We start from the raw sequence: 23,765 nt of genomic DNA on the forward strand, positions 1-23,765 counted from the left end.
GTCAGAAATTATGACCTAAAATGCGCTGAGTACATGCACACTGATCTGGCGAGGGGAGACGTCTGATGAGTCAGCCACAGATTACGTTAAACGACCGGTTCGATCTTGAGAAAAGCCCCGTTCTTCTGAACGGAACACAGGCGCTTGTCCGGTTGATGCTGATGCAAAAGGCCAGAGACCGGCTGGCGGGACTGAACACTGCGGGGCTGGTGACTGGATATCGTGGCTCGCCACTTGGCGCTGTTGATCAGCAGATGATGCGGGCGCAAAGGCAGTTGTCCCAAAGCGATGTTACGTTTCAGTTCGGATTGAACGAAGATCTGGCAGCAACGGCGCTGTGGGGCAGCCAACAGGCCGGCTTGCGCGGCGACGGCAAGTTCGATGGGGTTTTTGGGCTTTGGTACGGCAAGGGGCCGGGCGTAGACCGGTCCGGTGATGTCATGCGCCACGCGAATATGGCCGGAACCGCCAAACATGGCGGTGTGCTTATGGCGATGGGTGATGACCATACCGGCGAAAGCTCGACCGTGTTGCATCAGTCCGAATGGTCACTGGTAGATATGTATATGCCGGTCGTCAGCCCGGCGGGCGTGCAGGAAATCCTCGACTACGGAATATACGGCTTTGCGCTCAGCCGTTTTGCCGGGGTTTGGGTCGGGCTAAAGACCATGAAGGACACAATCGAGGTTACCTCGGTTGTGGATGGTCGCCCCGACCGAATGCAGGTCGTCGTACCTGATTTCGATATGCCGGAAGGCGGTTTGAATATCCGCCTTGGGGACACGCCGCACCTGCAAGAAACGCGCGTTATCGATTACAAAAGGTTTGCAGCCGAGACGTTTTCGCATGCCAACAAGCTGGACAAGCGGATTTGGGGCAAACCGGGTGCAAAGATCGGGTTTGTTGCCGCGGGCAAGAACTGGCTAGACCTGACCCATGCGCTGTCGCTGTTGAACATCGATGAATCCGAAGCCGAACGGCTGGGGATCACGACCTACAAGGTGGGGCAGACTTTCCCGCTGGACATGGTCGGGTTCCACGACTGGGCCGAAGGGCTGGACCTGATCGTGATCGTCGAGGAAAAGCGCAAGCTGATCGAGGTTCAGGTCAAAGAAGCTATCTTTGACGACCGCCGCGGTCGCCGGGTTTATGGGTGGTACAAGGGCGGCGCCGGTACGTTGCACCGCGATGAACTGTTCCCGACCCGTGGCGCGCTGGACCCGATCATGATTGCTGAAAAGCTGGGTGAGATCCTGATCGAAGAAGGGCGTGAAACCGATGGTATTCGGGCCGGGCTGGCCTCTTTGTCCGAGGCGCGCCGGGCCGACAACGCACAGGAAATCGCAACACGGCTTCCGTATTTCTGCTCGGGCTGCCCGCATAACAGTTCGACCAAAGTCCCCGATGGCAGCCGTGCCTATGCAGGGATCGGTTGTCATTACATGGTCCAGTGGATGGACCGGAATACCACGGGCTTTACCCAGATGGGCGGTGAAGGTGCGAACTGGATCGGTGAGGCCCCGTTTTCGACCACCAAACACGTGTTCCAGAACCTTGGCGATGGCACCTATAACCACTCGGGCGTTCAGGCGATCCGCGCGGCGTTGTCTGCGGGCACGAACATCACTTTTAAGATCCTGTTTAACGATGCCGTCGCCATGACGGGCGGGCAGGAGAATGAAGGCGATCTGACCGCAGAACGGATCGTTGCCGAAGTCAAAGCCATGGGTGTCCGTGAGGTTGCTCTGGTCTATGACGAAAAGGAAGACGTGAACTTCAAGGCTCTGCCGTCGAGTGTTCAGACATTCGAGCGTGCGGAACTGATGCAGGTGCAGGAGAAGTTCCGCGAGATTGAGGGTGTTTCGGTCATCGTTTATGTTCAGACCTGTGCGGCCGAGAAGCGCCGCCGCCGCAAACGCGGCACGTTCCCGGACCCGGACAAGCGTGTGTTTATCAATACCGATGTTTGCGAGGGCTGCGGCGATTGCGGGGTGCAATCGAACTGCGTGTCGATCGTTCCCAAGGAAACAGAACTCGGGCGCAAGCGGGCCATCGATCAGTCAAGCTGCAACAAGGATTATTCCTGCCTGAACGGCTTTTGCCCGTCCTTCGTTACGCTTGAGGGGGCGAAGATCCGCAAAGAGGCAACAACCGAAATCGACTTGCCCGACCTGCCGATGCCGGTGCTGCCCAAAATCAGCGGTACGCATAACGTGGTGATCACGGGTGTCGGGGGAACCGGTGTTGTCACGCTGGGTGCGATCCTTGCGCAAGCTGCCCAGATTGACGGCAAAGGCGCGGGCATGATGGAAATGGCGGGCTTGGCGCAGAAGGGCGGCGCGGTACACATCCATTGCCGTCTGGCCAACACACCCGAAGACATCAGCGCCATCCGTGTCGCAACCGGCGAAGCCCATGCGCTGATCGGCGGTGATCTGGTGGTATCCGCCGGAGCCAAAACATTGGGCCTGACCCGCACTGGCCGTACAGGCGCCGTTGTGAACAGCCATGAGACGGTAACAGGCGACTTTACGCGCAATACCGAGTTCCGCATTCCCGCCGATCAATTGGAACTGGCTCTTCAAGCACGACTGAAAGAAGATGTCTCGCTGTTTGACGCGACCGAGTTGGCACGCGCCGTGATGGGCGACTCGATCTATTCCAACATGATGATTTTTGGCGCAGCGTGGCAGCGCGGGTTGTTGCCCGTCAGCCATCAGGCGATCTTTGATGCCATCGAATTGAACGGAACTACGATTGAACGAAACAAGCGTGCGTTTGATATCGGGCGTTGGGCGGTTCTTCATCCGGCAGAGGTACAGTCCATTCTGTCCCCGACCGTAACCGAGATGCCCAAATCGCTGGATCAGAAGATCGAATCCCGCGCAAGCCACCTGACCGACTACCAAAGTGCGCGGCTGGCCAAGCGGTATCGCAAGCTGGTCGACAGTGTTGAGGATGCGGATATCCGCGAAGCGGTGGCAAAAGGCTATCACAAGCTGTTGTCCTACAAGGATGAATACGAAGTCGCGCGCCTTCTTCTGACAAGCCGTGACAAAGCGGCCGCCGAGTTCGATGGCGATTTCAAGATGACATTCCATCTGGCTCCGCCCTTTTTGGGGGGATCGGGCAGCAACGACAGACCCCGCAAACGTGCGTTTGGCGAAGCCATCCTTGGCCCACTGAAGCTTTTGACCCGGTTGAAGGTGCTGCGCGGTACGCCATTGGACATCTTTGGCTATTCGTCGGAACGCAGGATGGAGCGTGCGTTGATCCGTCAATATGAAAAGGACATGCGCGAGGTTCTGCCGCGTGTGTCGCAGACCACACGCGATGCGATTGCCGCCCTGGCCCGTTTGCCGCTGGATATCCGTGGGTTTGGCCCCGTATTGCGCGCGAACGAGGCCAAAGCAGCCAAGCGGCGCGAGGAATTGCTGGCCGTCATTCGCGGCGGAGGGGCAGGGTTGCAGGCCGCGGCAGAATAAAACGTCACAAGCGAGTCACGATAGCTAGGCAAAATTGTTACTTGCACTTATTTTGCAGGCAGCAAGCCGGAGACCCATATGCCTTCTCGTCGTCATGCCGTTCGCGACATTTCCTACGCGCATTCCGCCGAAACCAAAGGCGGGCGGATGGTTATCAAGCTGATGGAGAACACGACGGGCCGTATGCGCCTGATCAAACGCGCGGACGGGTACGAGAAAGACGTTGCCAATGGGCGCGACTTTTGGGCCGTGATGGTCGAACGCTATGGGCTGACTCTGGACGTGGCGGGGGGATCGCTTTCGAATATTCCGAAAGACGGTCCTCTGATCCTGATTGCCAATCATCCCTACGGAATTCTGGATGGCCTGATGATGGGACATATCCTGTCCGAGACGCGGGGAGATTTCCGCATTCTGGCTCATCGGGTGTTTCGCAAGGCCGAAGACCTGAATCGCATCATTTTGCCAATTTCGTTTGATGAAACGAAAGAGGCGATGCAACTGAACCTTGAGACCCGCAAAACCGCGCTCAGCTATCTGGGCGAAGGCGGCGCGATCGGCATTTTTCCCGGTGGGACGGTCAGCACCGGGGTTAAGCCGTTTTCCCACCCCATGGATCCGGGTTGGCGCGGGTTTACCGCGCGGATGGTGGCCAAATCGAATGCCACGGTTGTTCCGGTTTTCTTTGATGGCCACACGTCTCGTCTGTTTCAGATCGCCAGCCATCTGCACAGTACTTTGCGCATGGGCCTGCTGATTAAAGAGTTCAAGAAACGCGTTGATACATCGGTGAAAGTCGTGATCGGAGAGCCGATACGCCGTGACATTCTGGACCCGCTCAGCAAGGATACGCGCAAGATGATGGATTTCCTGCGCAAAGCCACGTATGAGCTGTCTCCAACGCCGTTGAAGTCTTATGATTACGGCTATGAGTTTGAGGAACGGCATCGCGCCTGAAGGATCTAATGGCAGTAGGTATCTTCGATTCCGGTTTGGGCGGTCTGACCGTCCTGAGCGCCGCGCAGCAACGTCTGCCGGACGTTGATTTCCTGTATTTTGCAGATAGTGCACACGCGCCTTACGGAGTGCGTGATGCCGAGGATATCTATCAGCTGACCCGCAAGGCGGTTCAGGATCTGTGGTCGCGTGGCTGCAATTTGGTGATTCTGGCCTGCAACACGGCTAGCGCCGCAGCGTTGCGGCGCATGCAGGAAGAGGGCGTGCCCAGCGGCAAACGCGTTCTTGGCGTTTTTGTCCCGTTGATCGAAGCGCTGACCGAACGGCAATGGGGCGACAATTCTCCGCCGCGCGAAGTGGCCGTCAAACATGTGGCATTGTTTGCAACGCCTGCCACGGTATCCAGTCGGGCCTTTCAGCGTGAATTGGCCTTTCGGGCCATCGGTGTGGATGTCGAGGCACAGGCCTGTGGCGGCGTTGTGGATGCCATAGAAGACGGCGACATGATCCTGGCCGAAGCCCTGGTGCGCAGCCATGTGGATGCGCTCAAGCGCAAGATGCCGGAACCTCAGGCCGCTATTCTGGGCTGCACGCATTACCCGTTGATGGCCGAAGCATTCCAGGCTGCGTTGGGTGAAGATGTGCAGGTTTACAGCCAGGGTGCGCTTGTTGCTGACAGTCTGGCAGATTACCTGCAACGTCATCCCACCATGTTGGGCGAGGGCCCAAGTGGTTTTCTGACAACGGGCAAACCCAATGTTGTCAGCGACCGGGCGACGCAGTTCCTCCGACGACAAATCACGTTCCAGGCTGCCTGACTTAGGTCAAGGACGCAGCCGCTCTGCTTCCCTTATTTCAAGGCCGTCGCATCGGCGGTCGAAACATGTGACACTCAAGTGAAAGAGGTCTGACATGACCCATAAAATCGCAATTCTGGGCGCTTCGGGCTATACCGGCGCTGAACTGGTGCGGCTGATCGCCGAGCACCCGAACATGGATATCGTCGCGTTGGCCGCCGAACGTAAGGCTGGCATGACAATGGCGCAGGTCTTCCCGCATCTGCGCCACTTGGATCTGCCGGACTTGTGCAAAATCTCCGAGATCGACTTTGCGCAGGTCGACCTGTGTTTTTGCGCCTTGCCGCACAAAACCAGTCAGGAAGTGATCCGGGACTTGCCGAAAGGCCTGAAAATCATTGACCTGTCCGCAGACTTCCGGCTGGCAGACCCCGACGAGTACGAAAAATGGTACGGTAATCCGCATATCGCGCTAAAACAGCAGGAAGAGGCGATTTATGGTCTCACCGAGTTCTACCGCGAAGACATCAAGGGGGCACGGCTTGTTGCGGGTACCGGGTGCAATGCGGCGACCGGGCAATATGTTCTGCGGCCACTGATATCCGCCGGGGTCATTGATCTGGACGATATCGTTCTTGATCTGAAATGCGCCGTATCAGGGGCAGGGCGGTCACTGAAGGAAAACCTGCTGCACGCTGAACTGAGCGAAGGCAGCAATGCCTATTCCGTCGGTGGGACACACAGGCATCTTGGCGAGTTCGATCAAGAGTTTTCGAAACTTGCCGGTCGGGCTGTGCATGTGCAGTTCACGCCCCACCTTATCCCTGCAAACAGGGGTATTCTGGCCACAACCTATGTGAAGGGTGACCCGCACAGCATCTACGAAACGCTTGCCAAAGCCTATGCGGATGAGCCGTTCATCCAGATGCTGCCGATGGGTGAGACCCCTTCGACCCACCATGTGCGGGGGTCGAATTTCTGTCACGTCGGTGTTGTGGCCGATCGGATTGAGCGGCGCGCAATTGTGATTGCGGCGCTGGATAACCTGACAAAAGGTAGCAGTGGGCAAGCCTTGCAGAACGCGAACCTGATGTTAGGTGAAGATGAAACTCTGGGCCTGATGATGGCCCCGCTTTTCCCGTGAGGATGGTATGAAAACGCTCAAGAAACGTCGGCGCGTACAAGTCATTCTGGTGGCAGTTGTTGCCTTGGTGGCGGCAACTGCGTTGATTGGTTGGGCATTGCAGGACGGGATCAACTTTTTCCGCTCGCCCAGCGAGGTGATTGCAGAGCCGCCGAAACCGACCGAAGTGTTTCGGATTGGCGGCTTGGTCGAAGAAGGCTCGATCATCCGCGGACAGGGCGAAACCATCCGTTTTGTTGTAACGGATGGCGGCGAAAGCGTTCCGGTCTCGTTCACAGGTGTTCTGCCTGACCTTTTCTCGGAAAATCAGGGAATGATCGGCACGGGAAGTTACGTGAACGGCGTCTTTGAAGCGACTGAAATTCTTGCCAAACATGATGAGACCTACATGCCGAAAGAGGTCATGGACGCTCTGAAAGAGCAAGGTGTCTACAAAGGCGCGGAAGAAAGCTGAAGCCGTTTGACTCTGTTACGGAGCGTTGCGTGCATGGTGCATGCAGCGCTCCGTTTCGTTTTAAATCATTAATTTCTGTCGGAAACGGTGTGGCCACCTAACGTTACGAGGGTGGTATGCAAACGGTTCGGCAAATTGCCAAAGAGATTGTGGCCCGTGAAGGGGGCTTTGTTGATGACCCCGACGATCCGGGCGGGGCAACCAAGTTCGGGGTCACGATTCACACCCTGCGCAGGCTGGGTTTGGATCTGACTGGCGACGGTCGGGTTGACGAGGCGGATGTGCGCGCAGTGTCCGCTCGACAAGCGGTCGACATCTTTGTGCAGCACTATTTCGACAAGCCGCACATTGCGGAGCTTCCCGAAACCCTGCATGCTTCGGTTTTCGACATGTATGTGAATGCCGGTGCGCAGGCGGTGAAGATCCTTCAGCGGCTGCTACAGGAAATGGGGTTTAACGTCACCGCCGACGGCGTGATAGGCCCGCAAACCGTGGCGGCCTGCGAAAGCGCGGCGCAGCCAGAGCCTGACGTCTTGCGCGACGCATACGGAATTGCGCGGCGAAACTACTATTTTCGCCTTGCTGATCGGCGGCCTGCATCCAGAAAATACGCGCGTAGCCGATCAGGCGGCAAAGGTGGCTGGATAATACGGGCGGAAGAGTTCCTTTCGCCGCGTTATCACCTGTCGGACAGCGATTTTAACAGAAGGATCGCGGCATGGGGCTGATTTCAGGTGTGTTGGCGCTGCTGTTTGGCAACGGGCGCAACGTCTTGCAGGAAACCGCAGAACTCTATCGTGAAAACACCGAAGCAAGCGCAGTACGCGCTTACGAGGTTCAAACTCAGGCCATGTTGCAGTTCGGTAGCGAATTTCAGGCACCTCAGAAGGGCCTGTTTGACCGTGTCATGGACGGCGTAAACAGGTTGCCGCGCCCGGCACTGGCATTGGGAACGCTTGGCTTGTTCGTTGCCGCCATGGTCGACCCAATATGGTTTGCCGCACGGATGCAGGGCATAGCCTTGGTGCCAGAGCCGTTGTGGTGGTTGCTGGGCGTGATCGTTTCGTTTTACTTTGGCGCGCGTCACCAAAGTAAAATGCAGGATTTTCAGCGGGATATCCGCTCAACCATGACGCAACTGCCAACGGTCATGAGCAATATCGAAGCCTTGCGCACAATGCAGAGCGACAGCCCCGGTGTTGCTGACCCCGGGCCGGATGCTGTGCTGAACCGCGATGTCATACGTCCCGAGGAAAACCAGGCGCTAAACGATTGGCGAAAGCTTCGCGGTATCTGACCCGCGACACTTTGTGCGTGCAGAACAAGCTAAAGGTCATGGCCCCCGGTTCCGCACCGGCGTATATTCCGGGGCATGATTACAGAACTTGGCCACTTCACCCTGATCCTCGCGTTCTTTGTCGCAATTGTGCAAAGCGTTGTGCCGCTGATCGGCGCCTCAAAACGCTGGACCGGCTGGATGGTTTTTGCAGAGCCCGCCGCCATCGTGCAGTTCCTGCTGACGGCGTTTGCGTTTGGTGCTTTGATCTGGGCGTTTGTAACCTCTGACTTTTCCCTCAGGATCGTGGTCGAGAACAGCCACACGGCAAAGCCGATGCTGTACAAGATCAGCGGAACATGGGGCAACCACGAAGGATCCATGCTGCTTTGGGTGCTGATCGTCACCCTGTTTGGAGCGATGGCGGCTTTCTTTGGTGGCGGCTTGCCACCGACACTCAAAGCCCGTGTTCTGGCCGTTCAATCGGCCATTGCCGTGGCGTTTTTCGGTTTTATCCTGTTAACGTCGAACCCGTTTGACCGGCTGGCCATCGCTCCGTTTGACGGGCGCGACCTGAACCCGCTGCTGCAGGATCCCGGGTTGGCCTTCCACCCACCGTTTCTGTACCTCGGCTATGTCGGGCTGAGCATGGCTTTCAGCTTTGCGATTGCTGCCCTGATTGAAGGGCGTATCGATGCGGCCTGGGGCCGGTGGGTGCGCCCCTGGACGCTGGCGGCCTGGGTTTTCCTGACTATCGGTATCGCGCTGGGGTCCTGGTGGGCCTATTACGAACTCGGTTGGGGCGGTTTCTGGTTCTGGGACCCGGTCGAAAACGCGTCCTTCATGCCCTGGCTGTTGGCGGCGGCGCTGTTGCATTCGGCAATAGTTGTGGAAAAGCGCGAAGCATTGAAAAGCTGGACCATTCTGCTGGCAATCATCGCGTTTGGATTTTCCCTCATCGGCACCTTTATCGTGCGTTCAGGTCTGCTGACCTCGGTACATGCTTTTGCCAATGATCCTGAACGGGGAGTGTTCATCCTGATCATTCTGGTCTTCTTCATCGGTGGCGCGCTTACCTTGTTTGCCGCGCGGGCACAGGCGATGGAGGCCAAGGGCGTTTTTGGCATGGTCAGCCGCGAAAGCGCGCTGATCGTGAACAATGTCCTTCTGGCGGTCAGTTGCTTCGTCGTCTTTGTCGGGACGATGTGGCCGATGGTGGCCGAGATGATGTTTGACCGCAAACTTTCGGTTGGGGCACCGTTTTTCAACGCGGCGTTTTCTCCGTTCATGGTTTTGCTGGGGTTGATTCTGCCAATCGGGGCGATGCTGCCGTGGAAACGCGGTCGGCTGGGCAAAACGGCCTGGTCCCTGCGCTATGCCTTTGGTCTCGCGCTGGCGATTGCGCTGTTGGTTTGGGCCATGCAGACCGGCCGCAGCGCGTTAGGGCCCGTAGGCCTGTTCCTGGGGGCATGGATCACATTCGGTGCAGCCATTGATTTGTGGAGCCGGACAGGCCGCAATGGCAGCTTCAAACGTCTGATCCGACTTCCAGGCGCCGATTGGGGTAAGGCAGTTGCCCATACAGGCCTTGGGGTGACGATCTTTGCGATTGCCGGTCTGACCGCATGGGAGGCAGAAGATATCCGTGTGGCGCAGCTGAACCAGCCCTTCGAAGTAGGTCAGTTCACACTGACGTTGCAGGACGTGCGACGGGTTCAGGGGCCGAACTATTTTTCAACCACGGCTGATGTTCTGGTCGAAAAGGGCGGTCGCGTCATCGGAACGCTGCATCCCGAGAAACGGGATTATCCCGTTGCACGCATGCCGACGACCGAGGCCGCGATTGACTATCGTTTTCTTGGTGATCTTTACGTCGTCATCGGGGATCAGCAGGCAGATGGCGGCTGGGTCATGCGCACCTATATCAAGCCTTTGGCGAACTGGATCTGGGGTGGATGTATCCTGATGGCGCTCGGCGGTGTCCTTAGCCTGAGCGACAGGCGGTTCCGTGTCGCCGCAGGTGCGCGCAAATCCCCCGCTGGCGGAGTACCCGCAGAATGAAACGCCTTGTATTGATCCTGCTGCTGCTGGCAGCGCCGGTGTTTGCGGTACAACCTGATGAAGTTCTGGACGACCCTGTACTGGAGCAGCGCGCGCGCGACCTGAGTGTTGGGTTGCGATGCCTGGTGTGTCGCAATGAAAGCATTGACGAAAGCAACGCTGAACTGGCACGCGATCTGCGCTTGCTTTTGCGTGAACGCCTGGTTGCGGGTGACAGCGACGAAGAGGCCGTCGCGTTTATCGTTGACCGCTACGGCGAATATGTCTTGCTCAAGCCCACCACCAGCGGCTCGAATCTGCTGTTGTGGCTCGCCGGGCCGATCATGTTGCTGATCGCTGCCGCAGTCGGGTTGAACTTTCTTCGCACACGCGCCAGGGCGCAGGTTTCAGGTGAAACCGAAGCTCTAAGCGCAGAAGAACAGGAACGCCTTCGCCAAATTCTTGAAGACTGACGTTTGGTTCTGCTTTTCCCAACCTGCCCGGACAAGTAAATGTGCTGAAACACGTGGCGCGAGGGAAAAAGTCTTCATGAATTACGAAACGGTTCTATTGGACATATCGGACGGTCTGGCGGTTCTGACCCTGAACAGACCGGACAAGATGAACGCGCTGACCACTCGGATGCGGGCAGAGATTACCCACGCGATGAAAGACGCCGCGGTTAAAGCGCGCTGTATCGTTATCACCGGGGCAGGTCCGGCGTTTTGTTCCGGGCAGGATCTGGGCGATGCATCATCGACCGGCAAGATCGATCTGGAACGATCATTGCGCGACGAATACGAGCCGATGCTGGAAACCATCCACAGCTGTCCGGTTCCGACGATCGCGGCTGTGAACGGACCTGCTGCGGGTGCAGGCGCCAACCTTGCGCTGTGTGCGGATGTGGTTATTGCAACGGAAAGTGCGTATTTCCTACAGGCGTTTGCACGTATCGGCTTGCTGCCCGATGCCGGGGGCACCTGGTTCATGCCGCGCCAGATGGGCTTGGCCAAAGCGATGGGGGCCGCCTTGTTTGCTGACAAGATCAGCGCCCGGCAGGCCGAAGAATGGGGCATGATCTGGGAAGCTGTGCCCGATGATGCGTTTGCCGCACATTGGCACAAAAGGGCAGAATATCTGGCCAAAGGTCCAACTGCGGCCTATGGCGCGATCAAACGTGCCATTCGCGGGACGTACGAAAACACACTGCAGCAGCAGCTTGCGACCGAGGCGCATCTTCAAGGCGAATGTGGCCGGTCGCGGGATTTTGCTGAAGGTGTAGTGGCGTTCATGGAAAAACGCCCTCCGAAATTCGAAGGGCGTTGATAAGCGTTAGGCGCGGCGGCGGCGACGCGTACGGCGTTCGGGGCCCGCGTCGTCCTCGGTTCCGTCGGAAGCCGACGAAAACGGCCCCAATGCCTCGGTGATCTGATCCAGTGTCGGGCGCTCGCCGCGCGAAGTGGTATCCAGCGCTTCGCGCATTTTGCGCAGATGATCGGGCATGGTGCCGCAGCACCCGCCAATGATTGTGGCGCCCGAATCCCGCGCCATGGCAGCATACCGACCCATCAGTTCGGGTGTCCCGTCATAGTGGATATGGCCATCCACGTATTTCGGAATGCCCGCATTGCCCTTTGAGATCAGCGGGCGCTCGGTGCCTTGCGCAGCAAAACCCAGAACCGTGCGCAGGATATCCGACGCGCCGGTACCACAATTGGCCCCAAAAGCGATCGGTGGGTTTGGCAAGGTTTCAACCAAAAGCGCAAGATCGGCCGAGGTGACACCCATCATTGTGCGCCCGGCCGTGTCAAAGCTCATCGTGCCGCACCAGGGCATGTCGGCCAGTGCAAAGGCCTCGGCTGCCGCGCGGAACTCCTCGGGCGCGCTGATGGTTTCTACCCAAAGAACGTCAACCCCGCCCGCTTTCAAAGCCTCGGCCTGTTCATGGAACATTTCAACCGCTTCGGAATGCGACAGGCTGCCGACCGGCTCCATAATCTCGCCGGTGGGTCCAACCGATCCGGCCACGACAACAGGGCGCCCGGCTTTGTCTGCGACTTCACGTCCGAGTTCTGCGCCGATACGGTTCAGCTCGCCCACGCGGTTCTGCGCATCATGCAGTTTCAGACGCGCCGCAGTACCTCCAAACGTATTGGTCAGAAACAGGTCGCTGCCCGCATCGACTGACCCCTGATACAGCGCCCTGATCTTGTCCGGAGCATCCACGTTCCACAGCTCAGGCGCATCACCTGATTGCAGACCCATGTTAAATAAGTTGGTCCCCGTTGCACCGTCCGCAAGGATGGCGTCTTTGGTGTCCAGAAGTTTGCTCAGCGCGTTTGTCATAGGGTTATTCCAGAAAAAGCGTATAAACGCTGCTAAAAAACAGAGACGCCCCATGTCTCATGACCAGGGCGTCAAATCAAATTCATAAAACTCATGAAGATCATGAGTTTTGCAATTCAGGCAATCAATGCTCGCCTTCCGCCATCACCTGTTCTTTGGCCTCAACCAGAAGCTCGGCCATTTTCGAACGGATCGTGGCTTCGTCCGCAAGATCACCCAGGTAGGCTTTGACTGCCTCGACAACATCGTCCTCGCCGACATGCTGCAGGTCGGTATGAACCAGTTCCTGTCCGTATTTCCGTGCCTGTTCAACAGTTTCGCCCTTCAGCGCTGACGCCCAGACAGCCATAAAGCGGTTGCGGCGCATCCGTGCGATAAACTGCATCTTTTCGTCATGGGCGAATTTGCTTTCAAACGCGGCTTCACGTTCGTCGAATGTGGTCATTGGTTGGGGACCCCTTGGATTACCGTTTCTCACTGATGATATGACAATAGGACACTCTGGGTGCAAGGTATTTGCGCTGCGTCAAAGGCCCTCGGGGCAGCGAACTTGCGGGAACGCAGGGCTTGCACTATGAGGACGCCAACGTGAAGGGACTCATTCCCTTTCGCCAGTCTGGAAAGGTCGCTTATGGCGCGTCGCAAGAAAATTTACGAAGGCAAGGCCAAAATTCTGTATGAAGGCCCCGAGCCGGGCACCATCGTACAGTATTTCAAGGATGACGCCACCGCATTCAACGCCGAGAAGAAGGACGTGATTGACGGCAAAGGCGTGCTGAACAACCGTTTGTCCGAGTTCTTCATGACCGGGCTGACCCAGATTGGCATTCCGAACCACTTCATCCGGCGCCTGAACATGCGTGAACAACTGGTGCGCAATTGCGAGATCATTCCGCTGGAAGTGATCGTGCGCAATTACGCGGCCGGTTCGATGTCGAAACGTCTTGGCATTGCCGAAGGGACGCAATTGCCACGTCCGATCGTTGAATATTGCTTCAAGGATGATGCCTTGGGCGATCCTCTTGTCACCGAGGAACACATCGCCGCGTTTGGCTGGGCCAGCCAGCAGGACATGGACGACATCCTCAGCCTTGCGCTGCGCGTGAACGATTTCCTAAGCGGCGTGATGCTGGCGGTGGGCATCCGTCTGGTTGACTTCAAGATCGAAATTGGGCGCGTGTTTGAAGGCGACTATCAGCGGCTGGTTGTTGCGGACGAAATCAGCCCGGACAGCTGCCGCCTGTGGGATATCAAGACCGGTCAGAAACTGGACAAGGATGTATTCCGCCGCGATCTGGGCAGCCTGACAGATGCCTATTCCGAGGTCGCCCGAAGGCTGGGTGTGCTGCCTGCCAGTAATGTCACCAAGCCGACGCTGATCAACTAAACATTCCATCTCAGCAGCGCCGCCCCCTCAGGGCGGCGTTTTGCCTTTGCCAAGTTGTTGGCAGAGCAGGGTGTTTGCGTGTGGCCGGGCCGTTAAATCAGATGACTATACCGAAGTTTCCAGCTGCTGCGCCAACAAAACTACTCAGGTCCAACTGACGGCGCAGGATCGTCACTCGCCTGCGGCAAACTGCGTTTGAAACAGGGTTGTCGAAACCCATCAGGCGCGCTATCCCCCGCGCAACGAAATGGGCCTTGTATGCGGCCCACAGTTGGAGTTGCCAAAATGAAAGCACGGGTTCATGTGATGCTCAAGAACGGGGTGCTGGACCCGCAGGGCGAAGCAGTACGGCACGCATTGGGTGCTATGGGCTTTGATCAGGTCGAAGGCGTGCGCCAAGGCAAAGTCATCGATCTTGAGCTTGCCGATGGCGCGACCGAGGCAGACGTGACCGAGATGTGCGAGAAGCTTTTGGCCAACACCGTCATCGAACGCTACGAGATCGAACTGGCCTGATTGATGCGGGCCGCGCGTCTGATCACCTATCGTCAACCGCTTGAGGTGTCGACGATCCCCGACCCGGTTCCCGCCGAAGACGGTGTTGTGGTGCGGGTGCTGGCCTGCGGCGTGTGCCGGTCCGACTGGCACGCCTGGTCGGGCTCAGACCCCGACGTTGTCCTGCCCATGACACCCGGTCACGAGTTTTGCGGCGAGGTGGTCTCGGTCGGAACGCGCGTCGCACGGTGGCGTGTCGGGGACCGGGTGATTGCGCCCTTCATCCTAGCCTGTGGGCATTGTCCGGACTGCGCGCAGGGTCATCAGACAATCTGTCCTAACCAGGTCGTACCCGGCTTTACCTGTGACGGGGCTTTTGCTGAATATGTTGCCGTCGCTCATGCCGATGCCAACCTGACATCCTTGCCCGACAGCATCGCGCCTGAAATCGCCGCCGCATTGGGGTGCCGCGTAACCACGGCGTGGCAGGCGCTTGTTGGCCGGGCGCAGGTGCGGGGTGGTGAGTGGATTGCTGTCTTTGGCGGCGGCGGTGTCGGAATATCAACGCTTCTTCTGGGCAAGGCGCTTGGCGCGTGTGTAATCGTTGTCGATATCGCCGAAGACAAGCTGGCCTATGCCAAAACTCTGGGCGCCGATGCGGTGGTCAACGCCGCGACATGTGATGCCCCACAGGCGGTGAAGGACATCACCGGTGGCGGTGCCGATGTTGCGATCGAGGCACTTGGCGTCCAAGCCACGACCGTTTCCGCCATGCGATCCCTGCGTAAAATGGGCCGCATGGTGCAAATCGGAATGCCCGCGGGGGACCATGTGCAGATGTCGCTGCCGATGGATGTGCTCTATTCTGGTCAGCTCTCCGTGTTTGGCACCCGTGGAATGCCAAGCTGGCGCTATCCATCGCTGTTGTCCCTGATCACCGGTCAAGGGGTCGACCTGAGCCCGCTGGTGACCCGGAAAATAACCCTGAACCAGGTAAGCGCCGAGCTTGCCGCTTTTGACCATCCAACGCCTCCGGGTGTTGCGGTTGTCACAGATTTTGTCTCGTAGGAGGGCCCGCCATGCGCGCAGCCGTAATCGTATTCCCCGGATCCAACTGTGACCGAGATCTTGCCGTCGCCTTTGAGCAGGCCGGTTTTCAGGTCGATATGGTCTGGCACAAAGACGCGGCTTTGCCCGAAGGTATTGATATCGTGGGTGTTCCCGGCGGGTTCTCTTACGGAGATTACCTGCGTTGCGGCGCAATCGCGGCGCAATCGCCGATTTGCAAGGCCGTGGTCGAACACACGCAACGTGGCGGTTATGCCGTTGGAATTTGCAACGGTTTTCAGGTTCTGACCGAAACCGGCATTTTGCCGGGCGCCTTGCTGCGTAATGCCGGGCTGAAATACATCTGCAAGACCGTTGGCCTAAGGGTTGAAACCAGCGACAGCGCGTTTACCAGCGGTTACAACGCAGGCGATGTGATCGGTATTCCGATTGCGCACCACGATGGCAACTATTTTGCGGATGACACGACACTGGCCGCTTTGAAAGATCAGGACCGGATCGCGTTCACCTATGCCGAAAACCCGAACGGCTCGGTCGGGGATATCGCCGGGATCCTGTCGGAAAACCGCCGCGTGCTTGGAATGATGCCGCACCCCGAACGCGCAGCAGATCAGGGCCATGGCGGCACAGATGGGGTGGCGTTGTTCCGCGCATTGTCAGGTGTGTTTGAAGCGGCGTGACTTGAGGTCTCGCCCGCCGGGGCGTAACCTTTCGCCATGAACCCCGAAGTTCGATCTGGCTGGTCAAATATGTTGAAACCGTTTCGTGGTGCACCGCTGGGCTGGCGGTTGCGGCTGGCGGTTCTTGTTCTGCTGGTCGCGACAATTGCAACGGTGTGGGTCACGAACCGGCTGTTGACCGACAGGTTCACCGAATCCACGCGCAACCGGGCGGAACTGCGGCTGACGCTGTATTCGGGCAACTTGCTGAGTGAACTGCGCCGCAACTCGATTGTTCCGCAATTGCTTGCCCGCGACCCGACGTTGATTTCGGCATTGCAGTCAGGCGATTACACCCTGTCGACACAGCGCCTTATTTCATTCGTGGAAGAGATCGGCGCGGCCTCACTGGTATTGCTGGACAGCGACGGGCGCACAGTTGCCGCGACCGACCGGAACAGGTTGGGCGAGGGGCACCGGAACACACCCTATTTTGTGGATGCGATCCGCTCGAACGCGACGATATTTTCCGTTATTCCCAAGGATGCAGGCGGATACAGCTTTGTGTATTCGCGCCGGTTGGAGAACGGGGCGGAGTTTCTGGGGGTGATCGTCGTCGAGGTTGACCTGCAGAAGTTCGAACGCGCCTGGGCCGGTATCTCGGATGCAGTGATGGTTACCGACAGCACCGGCAACATCATTCTGTCTACTGAACCCCGGTGGCGCGGGCTGGATGAGAACACGGCGATGCTGCGCCAACCGCCACAAGGTGCGATCCAGCGCGCCATCCGGGCAACAACCGATTGGACCGCGCTGCCGCCTGATGCCTATCTTCAGGGCGAAGCGGTGATGCGGATCGAGACGCGTATTCCTTTCCGCGGCTGGCAGATGACCTCGTTCACGACCTATGCCTCGATCCGGGAAAAGGTGAACAGTGTTCTGGCGCTGGAAATCATGGGGTTTGCGATTCTTCTGGCGCTTGCGTTCTATGCGTTGAGCCGCCGTGCCACGTTGCGCATGACCCTGTTCCAGCGCGAGTCGGCAGAGCTTCGCGCATTGAATGCACGGCTACAGCGGGAAATCGCTGAACGTGAACGGGTTGAAAAGACGCTGGATTTGGCCGAACAGACGCTTGCGCAAAGCTCGAAACTGGCCGCCCTGGGCGAGATGTCGGCGGCGGTCAGTCACGAGTTGAACCAGCCTCTGGCGGCAATGAAAACCTATCTGGCCGGGGCCCGTCTGCTGCTGCGCCGCAACCGGCCGGAAGAGGCCCTTGCCAGCTTTGGTCGCATCGATGGTCTGATCGAACGGATGGGCGCAATTACCCGGCAGCTGAAGTCTTATGCACGCAAGGGGGCAGATGCGTTTTCACCAGTAAATCTTGGTGAAGCGCTGGCCTCGTCCCTGTCGATGATGGAGCCGCAATTGCGTCAGCGACACGTGAAGATCACACAGATCGTACCAGAGGAACCCGTGATCGTGATGGGGGACCGAATGCGCATCGAACAGGTCATGGTCAACCTCTTGCGAAACGCGCTGGACGCCACCAAATCAGTGGCGGAGCCGGATGTGGAAATCATCTTGGCAGCTGGTGACACGGCTGTGCTGACCGTACGCGACAACGGGCACGGAATCGAGGATATCGAAAACCTGTTCGAGCCGTTCTACACAACCAAACAGCCCGGAGACGGTGTTGGTCTGGGGCTTGCCATCTCGTCGGGGATCGTGAACGACCATGGGGGACGGCTGACTGCACGCAACGGCCAATATGGCGGTGCGGTGTTTGAAATGCAGTTGCCTGCACTGGGAAGCGACGGCCTTGAAGCCGCGGAATAACGAGGAATGACTATGGCACAAGCCATGAAAATTGCCATTGTTGACGATGAACAGGACATGCGCCAATCGATCAGCCAGTGGCTCGCTTTGTCCGGCTATGACACGGAAACCTTCGCCAGCGCGGAAGATGCGCTCAAGGTGTTGGGTCCGGATTATCCGGGGATAGTGATTTCGGACATCAAGATGCCCGGAATGGACGGCATTCAGCTTCTCAAAAAGCTGATGGGCGCTGACAGCACCTTGCCCGTGATCATGATCACCGGTCACGGCGATGTTCCGATGGCTGTTGAGGCGATGCGTGTCGGTGCATTCGATTTCCTTGAAAAACCCTTCAACCCCGACCGCATGTCTGAACTGGCCAAACGGGCCAGCAGTGCGCGGCGTCTGACATTGGACAACCGCGCGCTGCGCCGGGAATTGTCCGGCGGCACCCAGATCATGAACAAACTGATCGGTGCCAGCCCGGTTATGGAACGCCTGCGCGAGGATATCCTCGATCTAGGTCAGGCGGATGGCCATGTGCTGATCGACGGAGAGACAGGGACCGGAAAGACGCTTGTCGCACACGCCCTGCACGCGGTTGGAAGCCGTGCCGGCAAGAAATTCGTGCTGGTGTCCTGCGCGGCGCACGAGGAAGACGCGTTGGCCAAACGTCTGTTTGGGCCGATGATGCCTGAAGACGCCCAATTGCCCGCCATCGAAGAGGCGCGGGGCGGAACGCTGGTTTTGGAAGATGTCGAAGCGCTCAGCGATTCCCTGCAAGCCAAGCTGCTCAGCGTGATGAACGAGCAGGGCACGCCGGCCGAGACACGCATCGTAGCGATCTCGAACCTGCAAGAGGCCGGAAAAACCTCCGAAGATGTCTTGCGGCCTGACCTGTTCTATCGATTGGCCGCCTTGCGCATCACCATGCCGCCCCTGCGCCAGAGGGGCGAGGATATTCTGACCCTGTTTACCCGTCTGAGCGAGCAGTTCGCCGAAGAATACGGCTGTGATGCGCCTCAGGTAAGTGCTCAGGAAGCGGCGCAGCTGTTACAGGCGCCCTGGCCGGGGAACGTGCGCCAGTTGATCAATATTGCCGAACGCGCGGTGCTGCAATCGCGCCGCGGGTCCGGAACGATCGCTTCACTGTTGATGTCGGATCACGAGGAAATGCAGCCGGTCATGACCACCGAAGGCAAGCCGCTGAAGGAATATGTCGAAGCCTTTGAACGGATGCTGATCGACAACACGATGCGGCGGCACAAAGGTTCGATTGCGTCTGTGATGGATGAGCTGTGCCTGCCGCGCCGGACGCTGAATGAAAAGATGGCCAAATACGGTCTCCAGCGCTCGGACTATCTGTAAACTTTGTGGCGGAGGCTCTGCCCCCGTCGCCTTTGGCGACTCCCCCGGGATATTTTTGGCCAGATGAAGGCGATCCCGCACGCCGTGGCAGGGGCGGTGCAGTTTGCCCATTGTCTTTTCCACAGGACTGCTTTTATTGTGTCCGGACGGGCCGGGCCAGTTTTTGTGTCCATAAGCCCCGAATCATTGAGTTTCGCTGCTTTGCTGATGGTGATGACGGATTGTTCGCCGCAAAGCAGACCGATTGTGCCTCATTTGGGGCAATGTAGTACCTGAGTCCGACATGTCGGGCGAAAGGAATAATGGGCAGGCTGCGGCTAACGCGCCTGTCGGAGAAGAACCGCGATGACGCGCGCGCAACGATTGAGTGACCGGGCAGGGGGCCACAGCGCCAGACCCTGCCGCGCGCCGTCCAATATCGCCCTGACAAGACACCTCCCCAAATGTGCCTGTCCACCTGGACGGGTCAGGACAACGCGTTTGGCGCGGTGCACCAAGGACACATGGCTAAGAAAATGCTTATCGATGCCACCCACGCGGAGGAAACCCGCGTCGTGGTGGTCGACGGAAACAAGGTCGAGGAGTTCGATTTTGAATCCGAAAACAAGCGCCAGCTTGCTGGCAACATCTATCTTGCAAAAGTAACACGGGTTGAGCCGTCGCTTCAGGCGGCCTTTGTGGATTATGGCGGGAACCGGCACGGCTTCCTGGCGTTTTCGGAAATTCACCCGGACTATTACCAGATCCCCATCGCCGACCGCGAGGCGTTGATGGAGGAAGAGCGCGCCTATGCCGAGGCCATGAAGGCGCGGGATGAGGCCGACGAGGGCAAGCCGAAAAAGCGGCGTTCTCGGTCCCGATCAAAGGCCGCGGATCTGAAGTCGGACGATTTGGTCGAAACGATGGAAGTTTCGACCGAGCCGACCGGTATGGAAACCATCGATTTTGACGACAGTGACGAAGCGGACATGGAGGTGCCCGAGGGGACATCGCCAATGGAAGTCGTCGCTGAAACACCTGTTGAGGAGCCTGAGGACAACGAAGCGCCGGAAGCTGTGTCAGATGACACTGCAGAGGAAGCGGCTTCGGAAGACGAGGCTGAGGTTGAAACGGTTGAGTCTTCACAAGACGACGCAGCAGGGGATTCTGATGACGCGGCGGATGCTTCAAGCGCTGACGATGGCGATGAAGCGTCTGAATTGTCTGAAGATGACCAGGACGCAGATGATGGCGACGCGGATGAAGAACACGCTGACGCTGCCGCGAAAGATGACACGATTGAATCCGTGGCCGAGGAAGACGACAGCGAAGACATCCGCCCTCCGCGCAAGCCACGCCCGCGCCGGTACAAGATTCAGGAAGTGATCAAAGTGCGCCAGGTTTTGCTGGTGCAGGTCGTCAAGGAAGAGCGCGGCAACAAAGGGGCGGCCCTGACGACATATCTGTCGCTGGCCGGTCGCTATTGTGTTTTGATGCCAAACACCGCCCGTGGCGGTGGGATCAGTCGCAAGATCACCAACGCGGTTGACCGCAAGAAACTGAAAGAAATTGCCGCGGATATTGATGTGCCCACGGGGGCAGGTTTGATTATCCGGACTGCGGGCGCCAAGCGCACCAAATCGGAAATCAAGCGCGACTATGAATACCTGCAACGCCTGTGGGAGCAGATCCGGGCATTGACCCTGGAATCCATCGCACCTGCGAAGATCTATGAAGAAGGCGATCTGATCAAACGGTCGATCCGGGACCTTTATAACCGCGATATCGATGAGGTTTTGGTCGAGGGCGAGGGCGGATACCGCATCGCCAAAGACTTCATGAAGATGATCATGCCGTCGCACGCCAAGAATGTGAAACGGTACGAGGACGCGCTGCCGCTGTTTGCACGCTATCAGGTGGAAAGCTACCTGGCGGGGATGTTCAACCCGACTGTTCAGCTGAAATCTGGCGGGTATATCGTGATCGGCGTAACCGAAGCGCTGGTGGCAATCGACGTGAACTCGGGCCGGGCCACGAAAGAAGGCTCGATCGAGGAAACGGCGCTGAAAACCAACCTGGAGGCCGCGGAAGAAGTGGCGCGCCAGTTGCGTCTGCGTGACCTTGCCGGTCTGATTGTCATCGATTTCATCGATATGGACGAGCGCAAGAACAATGCGTCCGTTGAAAAGCGTCTGAAGGACAAGCTGAAAACCGACCGTGCCCGCATTCAGGTCGGCCGGATTTCAGGTTTTGGCCTGCTCGAGATGAGCCGTCAGAGGCTGCGCCCCGGTATGATCGAGGCGACCACGCAGCCATGCCCGGCATGCCACGGCACCGGCCTGATCCGTTCGGACGACAACATGGCACTGTCGATCCTGCGTCAGATCGAAGAGGAAGGCACGCGCCGCCGCTCACGCGAGGTTCTGGTGCGCTGCCCGGTCAGTATCGCGAACTTCCTGATGAACCAGAAGCGCGAGCATATTGCGCAGATCGAATCGCGCTATGGCCTGTCTGTGCGGATCGAAGGCGATGTGCATCTGGTCAGTCCGGATTTCTCGATGGAGAAATTCAAGACTGCCAGCCGCATTGTTCCCGAAGCGACAGCACCTGTCGTGTCGGTCGATGCCTCGCTGATGGATCTGGTCGATTCTTCGGACGAGGAAGAAACCGAAGAGGATATCGCGCCGACCGAAGATGACACCAAACCCAAGCGCAAGCGCCGCCGTCGTCGTCGCAAGAAGGGCGGGGGCAATGGTGACGCGCCGGAACAGGGCGCGGATGAAGGTGAAGGGACAGAGCAGGAGGATGCCGCAGGCGAATCCGCTGAAACCGAGACCGCCGTCGAGGCAACCGAAGCCGAAGCGACGGAAGAGGAAAAACCCGCCAAGCCCAAACGCAAGCGCGCTCCGCGCCGTCGTAAGAAAGATGCGGTGGCAGAAGAGGCTTCGGAACAGACAGAAGCAACTGGTGCCGATGCTGGGGCTGATGCACCGACGGTTGAAGAGGCGGCCTCAGACGCTGAATCCGAACCTGCCGAGGCGACTGTCGCCGAGCAAAGCGAAGCCGCTGAGGCCGCTGATGCTGCGCCTGAAGCAACAGAGGTTGCCGAGCAGACTGAGGAAGTCGCCCAAGCTGAAGCGATCGTTGCGGTGGAAGAACCTGAAGTTCAATCTGCCGATGAGCCGGTCGAAGACGCGCCCGTGGAAGAAACACCCGTGGCAGCAGAACCTGAACCGGTGCTTGAAACTGTGGCAGATGAACCTGAGCCAGAATCCGACAGGCCCAAACGGCGCGGATGGTGGTCGTTGGGCAACTGATGAAAGGGCGGGCAGATTTGCCCGCCTTTCTTATTTCATTAAGTCAGTCGGATTTTCGGATCAGATAGACCTGATGTTCGCCATCCAAATCCTGAGACAGCAATGTGTGGCCAGCTTCGGCGCAAAAATGCGGGACATCGATGATGGCTGCCGGGTCATCAGCCAGTACACGCAGCACAGAACCTTGCGGCATGGATTTTAGCCGTTTGCGGGCCTTGAGGACGGGCAGGGGGCAAAGAAGGCCCAGCGCATCCAGCGTATCTGTAATCTCTGACATGATTTTCGGGATAGGGCGTAGTTGTAATATTGTCCAGATTCCAAGCACGAGGATGTGACTCATTGGCCCCGTGACGGACCGCCAATCATCACTTATGTGCTTAGACATGTTCGGAATAGAAATCATTGACGCGGGGCTGCTGCCCGCCATGTTTGTTGCCCTGCTGGGTGGCCTGATCAGCTTTCTGTCGCCTTGTGTGCTGCCCATCGTGCCGCCCTATCTGGCATATATGAGCGGCGTCACGATAAACGAAATGCAGGATGAGACCCGCGCCCGGCGCAAGGCAACCATGTCAGCGCTGTTCTTTGTGCTGGGCCTGTCGACGGTTTTTCTGCTGTTGGGCTTTACCGCATCTGCCTTTGGAGTGTTCGTGCTGCAAAATCAGGTGCTTTTTGCCAAACTGTCCGGTGCCGTTGTCATTGTCTTTGGCCTGCATTTCCTGAATGTCTTCCGCATCCCCTTTCTGGACCGCGAAGCGCGGATCGAAACCGGTGATTCCGGTGGCTCGGTCTTTGGTGCTTATATTCTTGGATTGGCCTTCGCATTCGGTTGGACGCCTTGCATAGGCCCCCAACTTGGCGCGATCCTGTCACTTGCGGCATCCGAGGCCTCGGTGGCGCGTGGAACGCTGTTGCTGGGTGTCTATGCGGCTGGATTGGGTATTCCGTTCCTGCTCGCAGCCATGTTCCTCAACCGCTCTATGACCGTGATGAACCGGATCAAGCCCTATATGGGTGTGATCGAAAAGGTCATGGGGGGGCTGCTGCTGTTCGTGGGCATCATGCTGGTGACAGGCCTGTTCACCCGCTTCAGCTGGTGGTTGCTGGAAACCTTTCCGGCGCTTGCGAATTTCGGCTGAGCGTCTGACCCCCTTACCTTGACCTAAAGCCTGCGTTAACCT

Annotated in this window: 21 protein-coding genes; 18 read left to right on the forward strand and 3 right to left on the reverse strand. The window is 58.1% G+C overall.

Annotation, left to right across the window (positions count from 1 at the left end):
- Positions 1-65 precede the first annotated feature (65 nt).
- The 10 genes from ACR0BZ_RS03855 (at position 66) to ACR0BZ_RS03900 (ending at position 11,479) form a co-directional block, all read left to right on the forward strand.
- A complete protein-coding gene (locus tag ACR0BZ_RS03855; protein WP_480919503.1) occupies positions 66-3,485 on the forward strand; it encodes an indolepyruvate ferredoxin oxidoreductase family protein in 3,420 nt (1,139 codons plus the stop codon).
- A 78-nt stretch (positions 3,486-3,563) separates the two neighbouring features.
- Complete coding sequence (locus tag ACR0BZ_RS03860) at positions 3,564-4,442, forward strand: lysophospholipid acyltransferase family protein (protein ID WP_480919504.1); 879 nt, start codon at positions 3,564-3,566, stop codon at positions 4,440-4,442.
- Between the two features lie 8 nt (positions 4,443-4,450).
- On the forward strand, positions 4,451-5,260 hold the full coding sequence (murI, locus tag ACR0BZ_RS03865) for a glutamate racemase (RefSeq protein WP_209596136.1): 810 nt from the start codon (positions 4,451-4,453) through the stop codon (positions 5,258-5,260).
- Positions 5,261-5,354: 94 nt separating this feature from the next.
- Positions 5,355-6,383, forward strand: coding sequence for an N-acetyl-gamma-glutamyl-phosphate reductase (argC, locus tag ACR0BZ_RS03870; RefSeq protein ID WP_480830993.1), 1,029 nt, complete (start codon positions 5,355-5,357; stop codon positions 6,381-6,383).
- A 7-nt stretch (positions 6,384-6,390) separates the two neighbouring features.
- Entirely contained in the window at positions 6,391-6,837 is a 447-nt protein-coding gene (ccmE, locus tag ACR0BZ_RS03875; RefSeq protein WP_209504023.1) for a cytochrome c maturation protein CcmE, read from the forward strand.
- A 116-nt stretch (positions 6,838-6,953) separates the two neighbouring features.
- A complete protein-coding gene (locus ACR0BZ_RS03880; RefSeq protein ID WP_480919505.1) occupies positions 6,954-7,565 on the forward strand; it encodes a holin-associated N-acetylmuramidase in 612 nt (203 codons plus the stop codon).
- Positions 7,556-8,134 carry a holin family protein gene (locus tag ACR0BZ_RS03885; protein ID WP_480919506.1) on the forward strand — a complete coding sequence of 193 codons (579 nt, stop codon included), beginning with the start codon at positions 7,556-7,558 and terminating at the stop codon, positions 8,132-8,134. Before ACR0BZ_RS03880 ends, ACR0BZ_RS03885 begins: the two co-directional genes overlap by 10 nt.
- A 75-nt stretch (positions 8,135-8,209) precedes the next feature.
- Positions 8,210-10,174, forward strand: a complete 1,965-nt coding sequence (locus tag ACR0BZ_RS03890; RefSeq protein WP_480919507.1) for a heme lyase CcmF/NrfE family subunit — start codon at positions 8,210-8,212, stop codon at positions 10,172-10,174.
- Positions 10,171-10,626, forward strand: a complete 456-nt coding sequence (locus ACR0BZ_RS03895) for a cytochrome c-type biogenesis protein (protein WP_480481083.1) — start codon at positions 10,171-10,173, stop codon at positions 10,624-10,626. The genes ACR0BZ_RS03890 and ACR0BZ_RS03895 overlap by 4 nt, the downstream gene beginning before the upstream one ends.
- A gap of 76 nt (positions 10,627-10,702) precedes the next feature.
- Positions 10,703-11,479, forward strand: a complete 777-nt coding sequence (locus tag ACR0BZ_RS03900; protein ID WP_209504018.1) for an enoyl-CoA hydratase-related protein — start codon at positions 10,703-10,705, stop codon at positions 11,477-11,479.
- Positions 11,480-11,485: 6 nt separating this feature from the next.
- Here ACR0BZ_RS03900 and bmt read toward each other — a convergent pair whose 3' ends face one another.
- Positions 11,486-12,499, reverse strand: coding sequence for a betaine--homocysteine S-methyltransferase (bmt, locus tag ACR0BZ_RS03905; protein WP_267364607.1), 1,014 nt, complete (start codon positions 12,497-12,499; stop codon positions 11,486-11,488).
- A 124-nt stretch (positions 12,500-12,623) separates the two neighbouring features.
- On the reverse strand, positions 12,624-12,944 hold the full coding sequence (locus tag ACR0BZ_RS03910) for a DUF1476 domain-containing protein (protein WP_267364605.1): 321 nt from the start codon (positions 12,942-12,944) through the stop codon (positions 12,624-12,626).
- A 186-nt stretch (positions 12,945-13,130) separates the two neighbouring features.
- Between ACR0BZ_RS03910 and purC the strand changes: the two genes are divergently transcribed.
- The 7 genes from purC (at position 13,131) to ACR0BZ_RS03945 (ending at position 22,587) form a co-directional block, all read left to right on the forward strand.
- Positions 13,131-13,886: a phosphoribosylaminoimidazolesuccinocarboxamide synthase gene (purC, locus tag ACR0BZ_RS03915; protein WP_209504015.1), complete on the forward strand. Its 756-nt coding sequence runs from the start codon at positions 13,131-13,133 to the stop codon at positions 13,884-13,886.
- A 285-nt stretch (positions 13,887-14,171) separates the two neighbouring features.
- Positions 14,172-14,402 carry a phosphoribosylformylglycinamidine synthase subunit PurS gene (gene purS / locus ACR0BZ_RS03920; protein ID WP_480485730.1) on the forward strand — a complete coding sequence of 77 codons (231 nt, stop codon included), beginning with the start codon at positions 14,172-14,174 and terminating at the stop codon, positions 14,400-14,402.
- 3 nt (positions 14,403-14,405) lie between these two features.
- Complete coding sequence (locus ACR0BZ_RS03925; RefSeq protein ID WP_480919508.1) at positions 14,406-15,449, forward strand: zinc-dependent alcohol dehydrogenase family protein; 1,044 nt, start codon at positions 14,406-14,408, stop codon at positions 15,447-15,449.
- A gap of 11 nt (positions 15,450-15,460) precedes the next feature.
- Positions 15,461-16,129 carry a phosphoribosylformylglycinamidine synthase subunit PurQ gene (gene purQ / locus ACR0BZ_RS03930; RefSeq protein ID WP_480919509.1) on the forward strand — a complete coding sequence of 223 codons (669 nt, stop codon included), beginning with the start codon at positions 15,461-15,463 and terminating at the stop codon, positions 16,127-16,129.
- A gap of 69 nt (positions 16,130-16,198) precedes the next feature.
- On the forward strand, positions 16,199-17,944 hold the full coding sequence (locus tag ACR0BZ_RS03935; protein ID WP_480481076.1) for a sensor histidine kinase: 1,746 nt from the start codon (positions 16,199-16,201) through the stop codon (positions 17,942-17,944).
- 12 nt (positions 17,945-17,956) lie between these two features.
- Positions 17,957-19,291, forward strand: coding sequence for a sigma-54-dependent transcriptional regulator (locus ACR0BZ_RS03940; protein ID WP_480919745.1), 1,335 nt, complete (start codon positions 17,957-17,959; stop codon positions 19,289-19,291).
- Between the two features lie 503 nt (positions 19,292-19,794).
- Positions 19,795-22,587 carry an Rne/Rng family ribonuclease gene (locus ACR0BZ_RS03945; RefSeq protein WP_480919510.1) on the forward strand — a complete coding sequence of 931 codons (2,793 nt, stop codon included), beginning with the start codon at positions 19,795-19,797 and terminating at the stop codon, positions 22,585-22,587.
- A gap of 43 nt (positions 22,588-22,630) precedes the next feature.
- Here ACR0BZ_RS03945 and ACR0BZ_RS03950 read toward each other — a convergent pair whose 3' ends face one another.
- Entirely contained in the window at positions 22,631-22,864 is a 234-nt protein-coding gene (locus ACR0BZ_RS03950) for a sulfurtransferase TusA family protein (RefSeq protein WP_480558467.1), read from the reverse strand.
- 106 nt (positions 22,865-22,970) lie between these two features.
- On the opposite strand from ACR0BZ_RS03950, the gene ACR0BZ_RS03955 reads away from it, so the two are divergent.
- On the forward strand, positions 22,971-23,723 hold the full coding sequence (locus tag ACR0BZ_RS03955) for a cytochrome c biogenesis CcdA family protein (RefSeq protein WP_480919511.1): 753 nt from the start codon (positions 22,971-22,973) through the stop codon (positions 23,721-23,723).
- The last annotated feature ends 42 nt before the right edge of the window (positions 23,724-23,765 follow it).

The sequence above is a fragment of the Ruegeria sp. P8 genome (assembly GCF_056534665.1).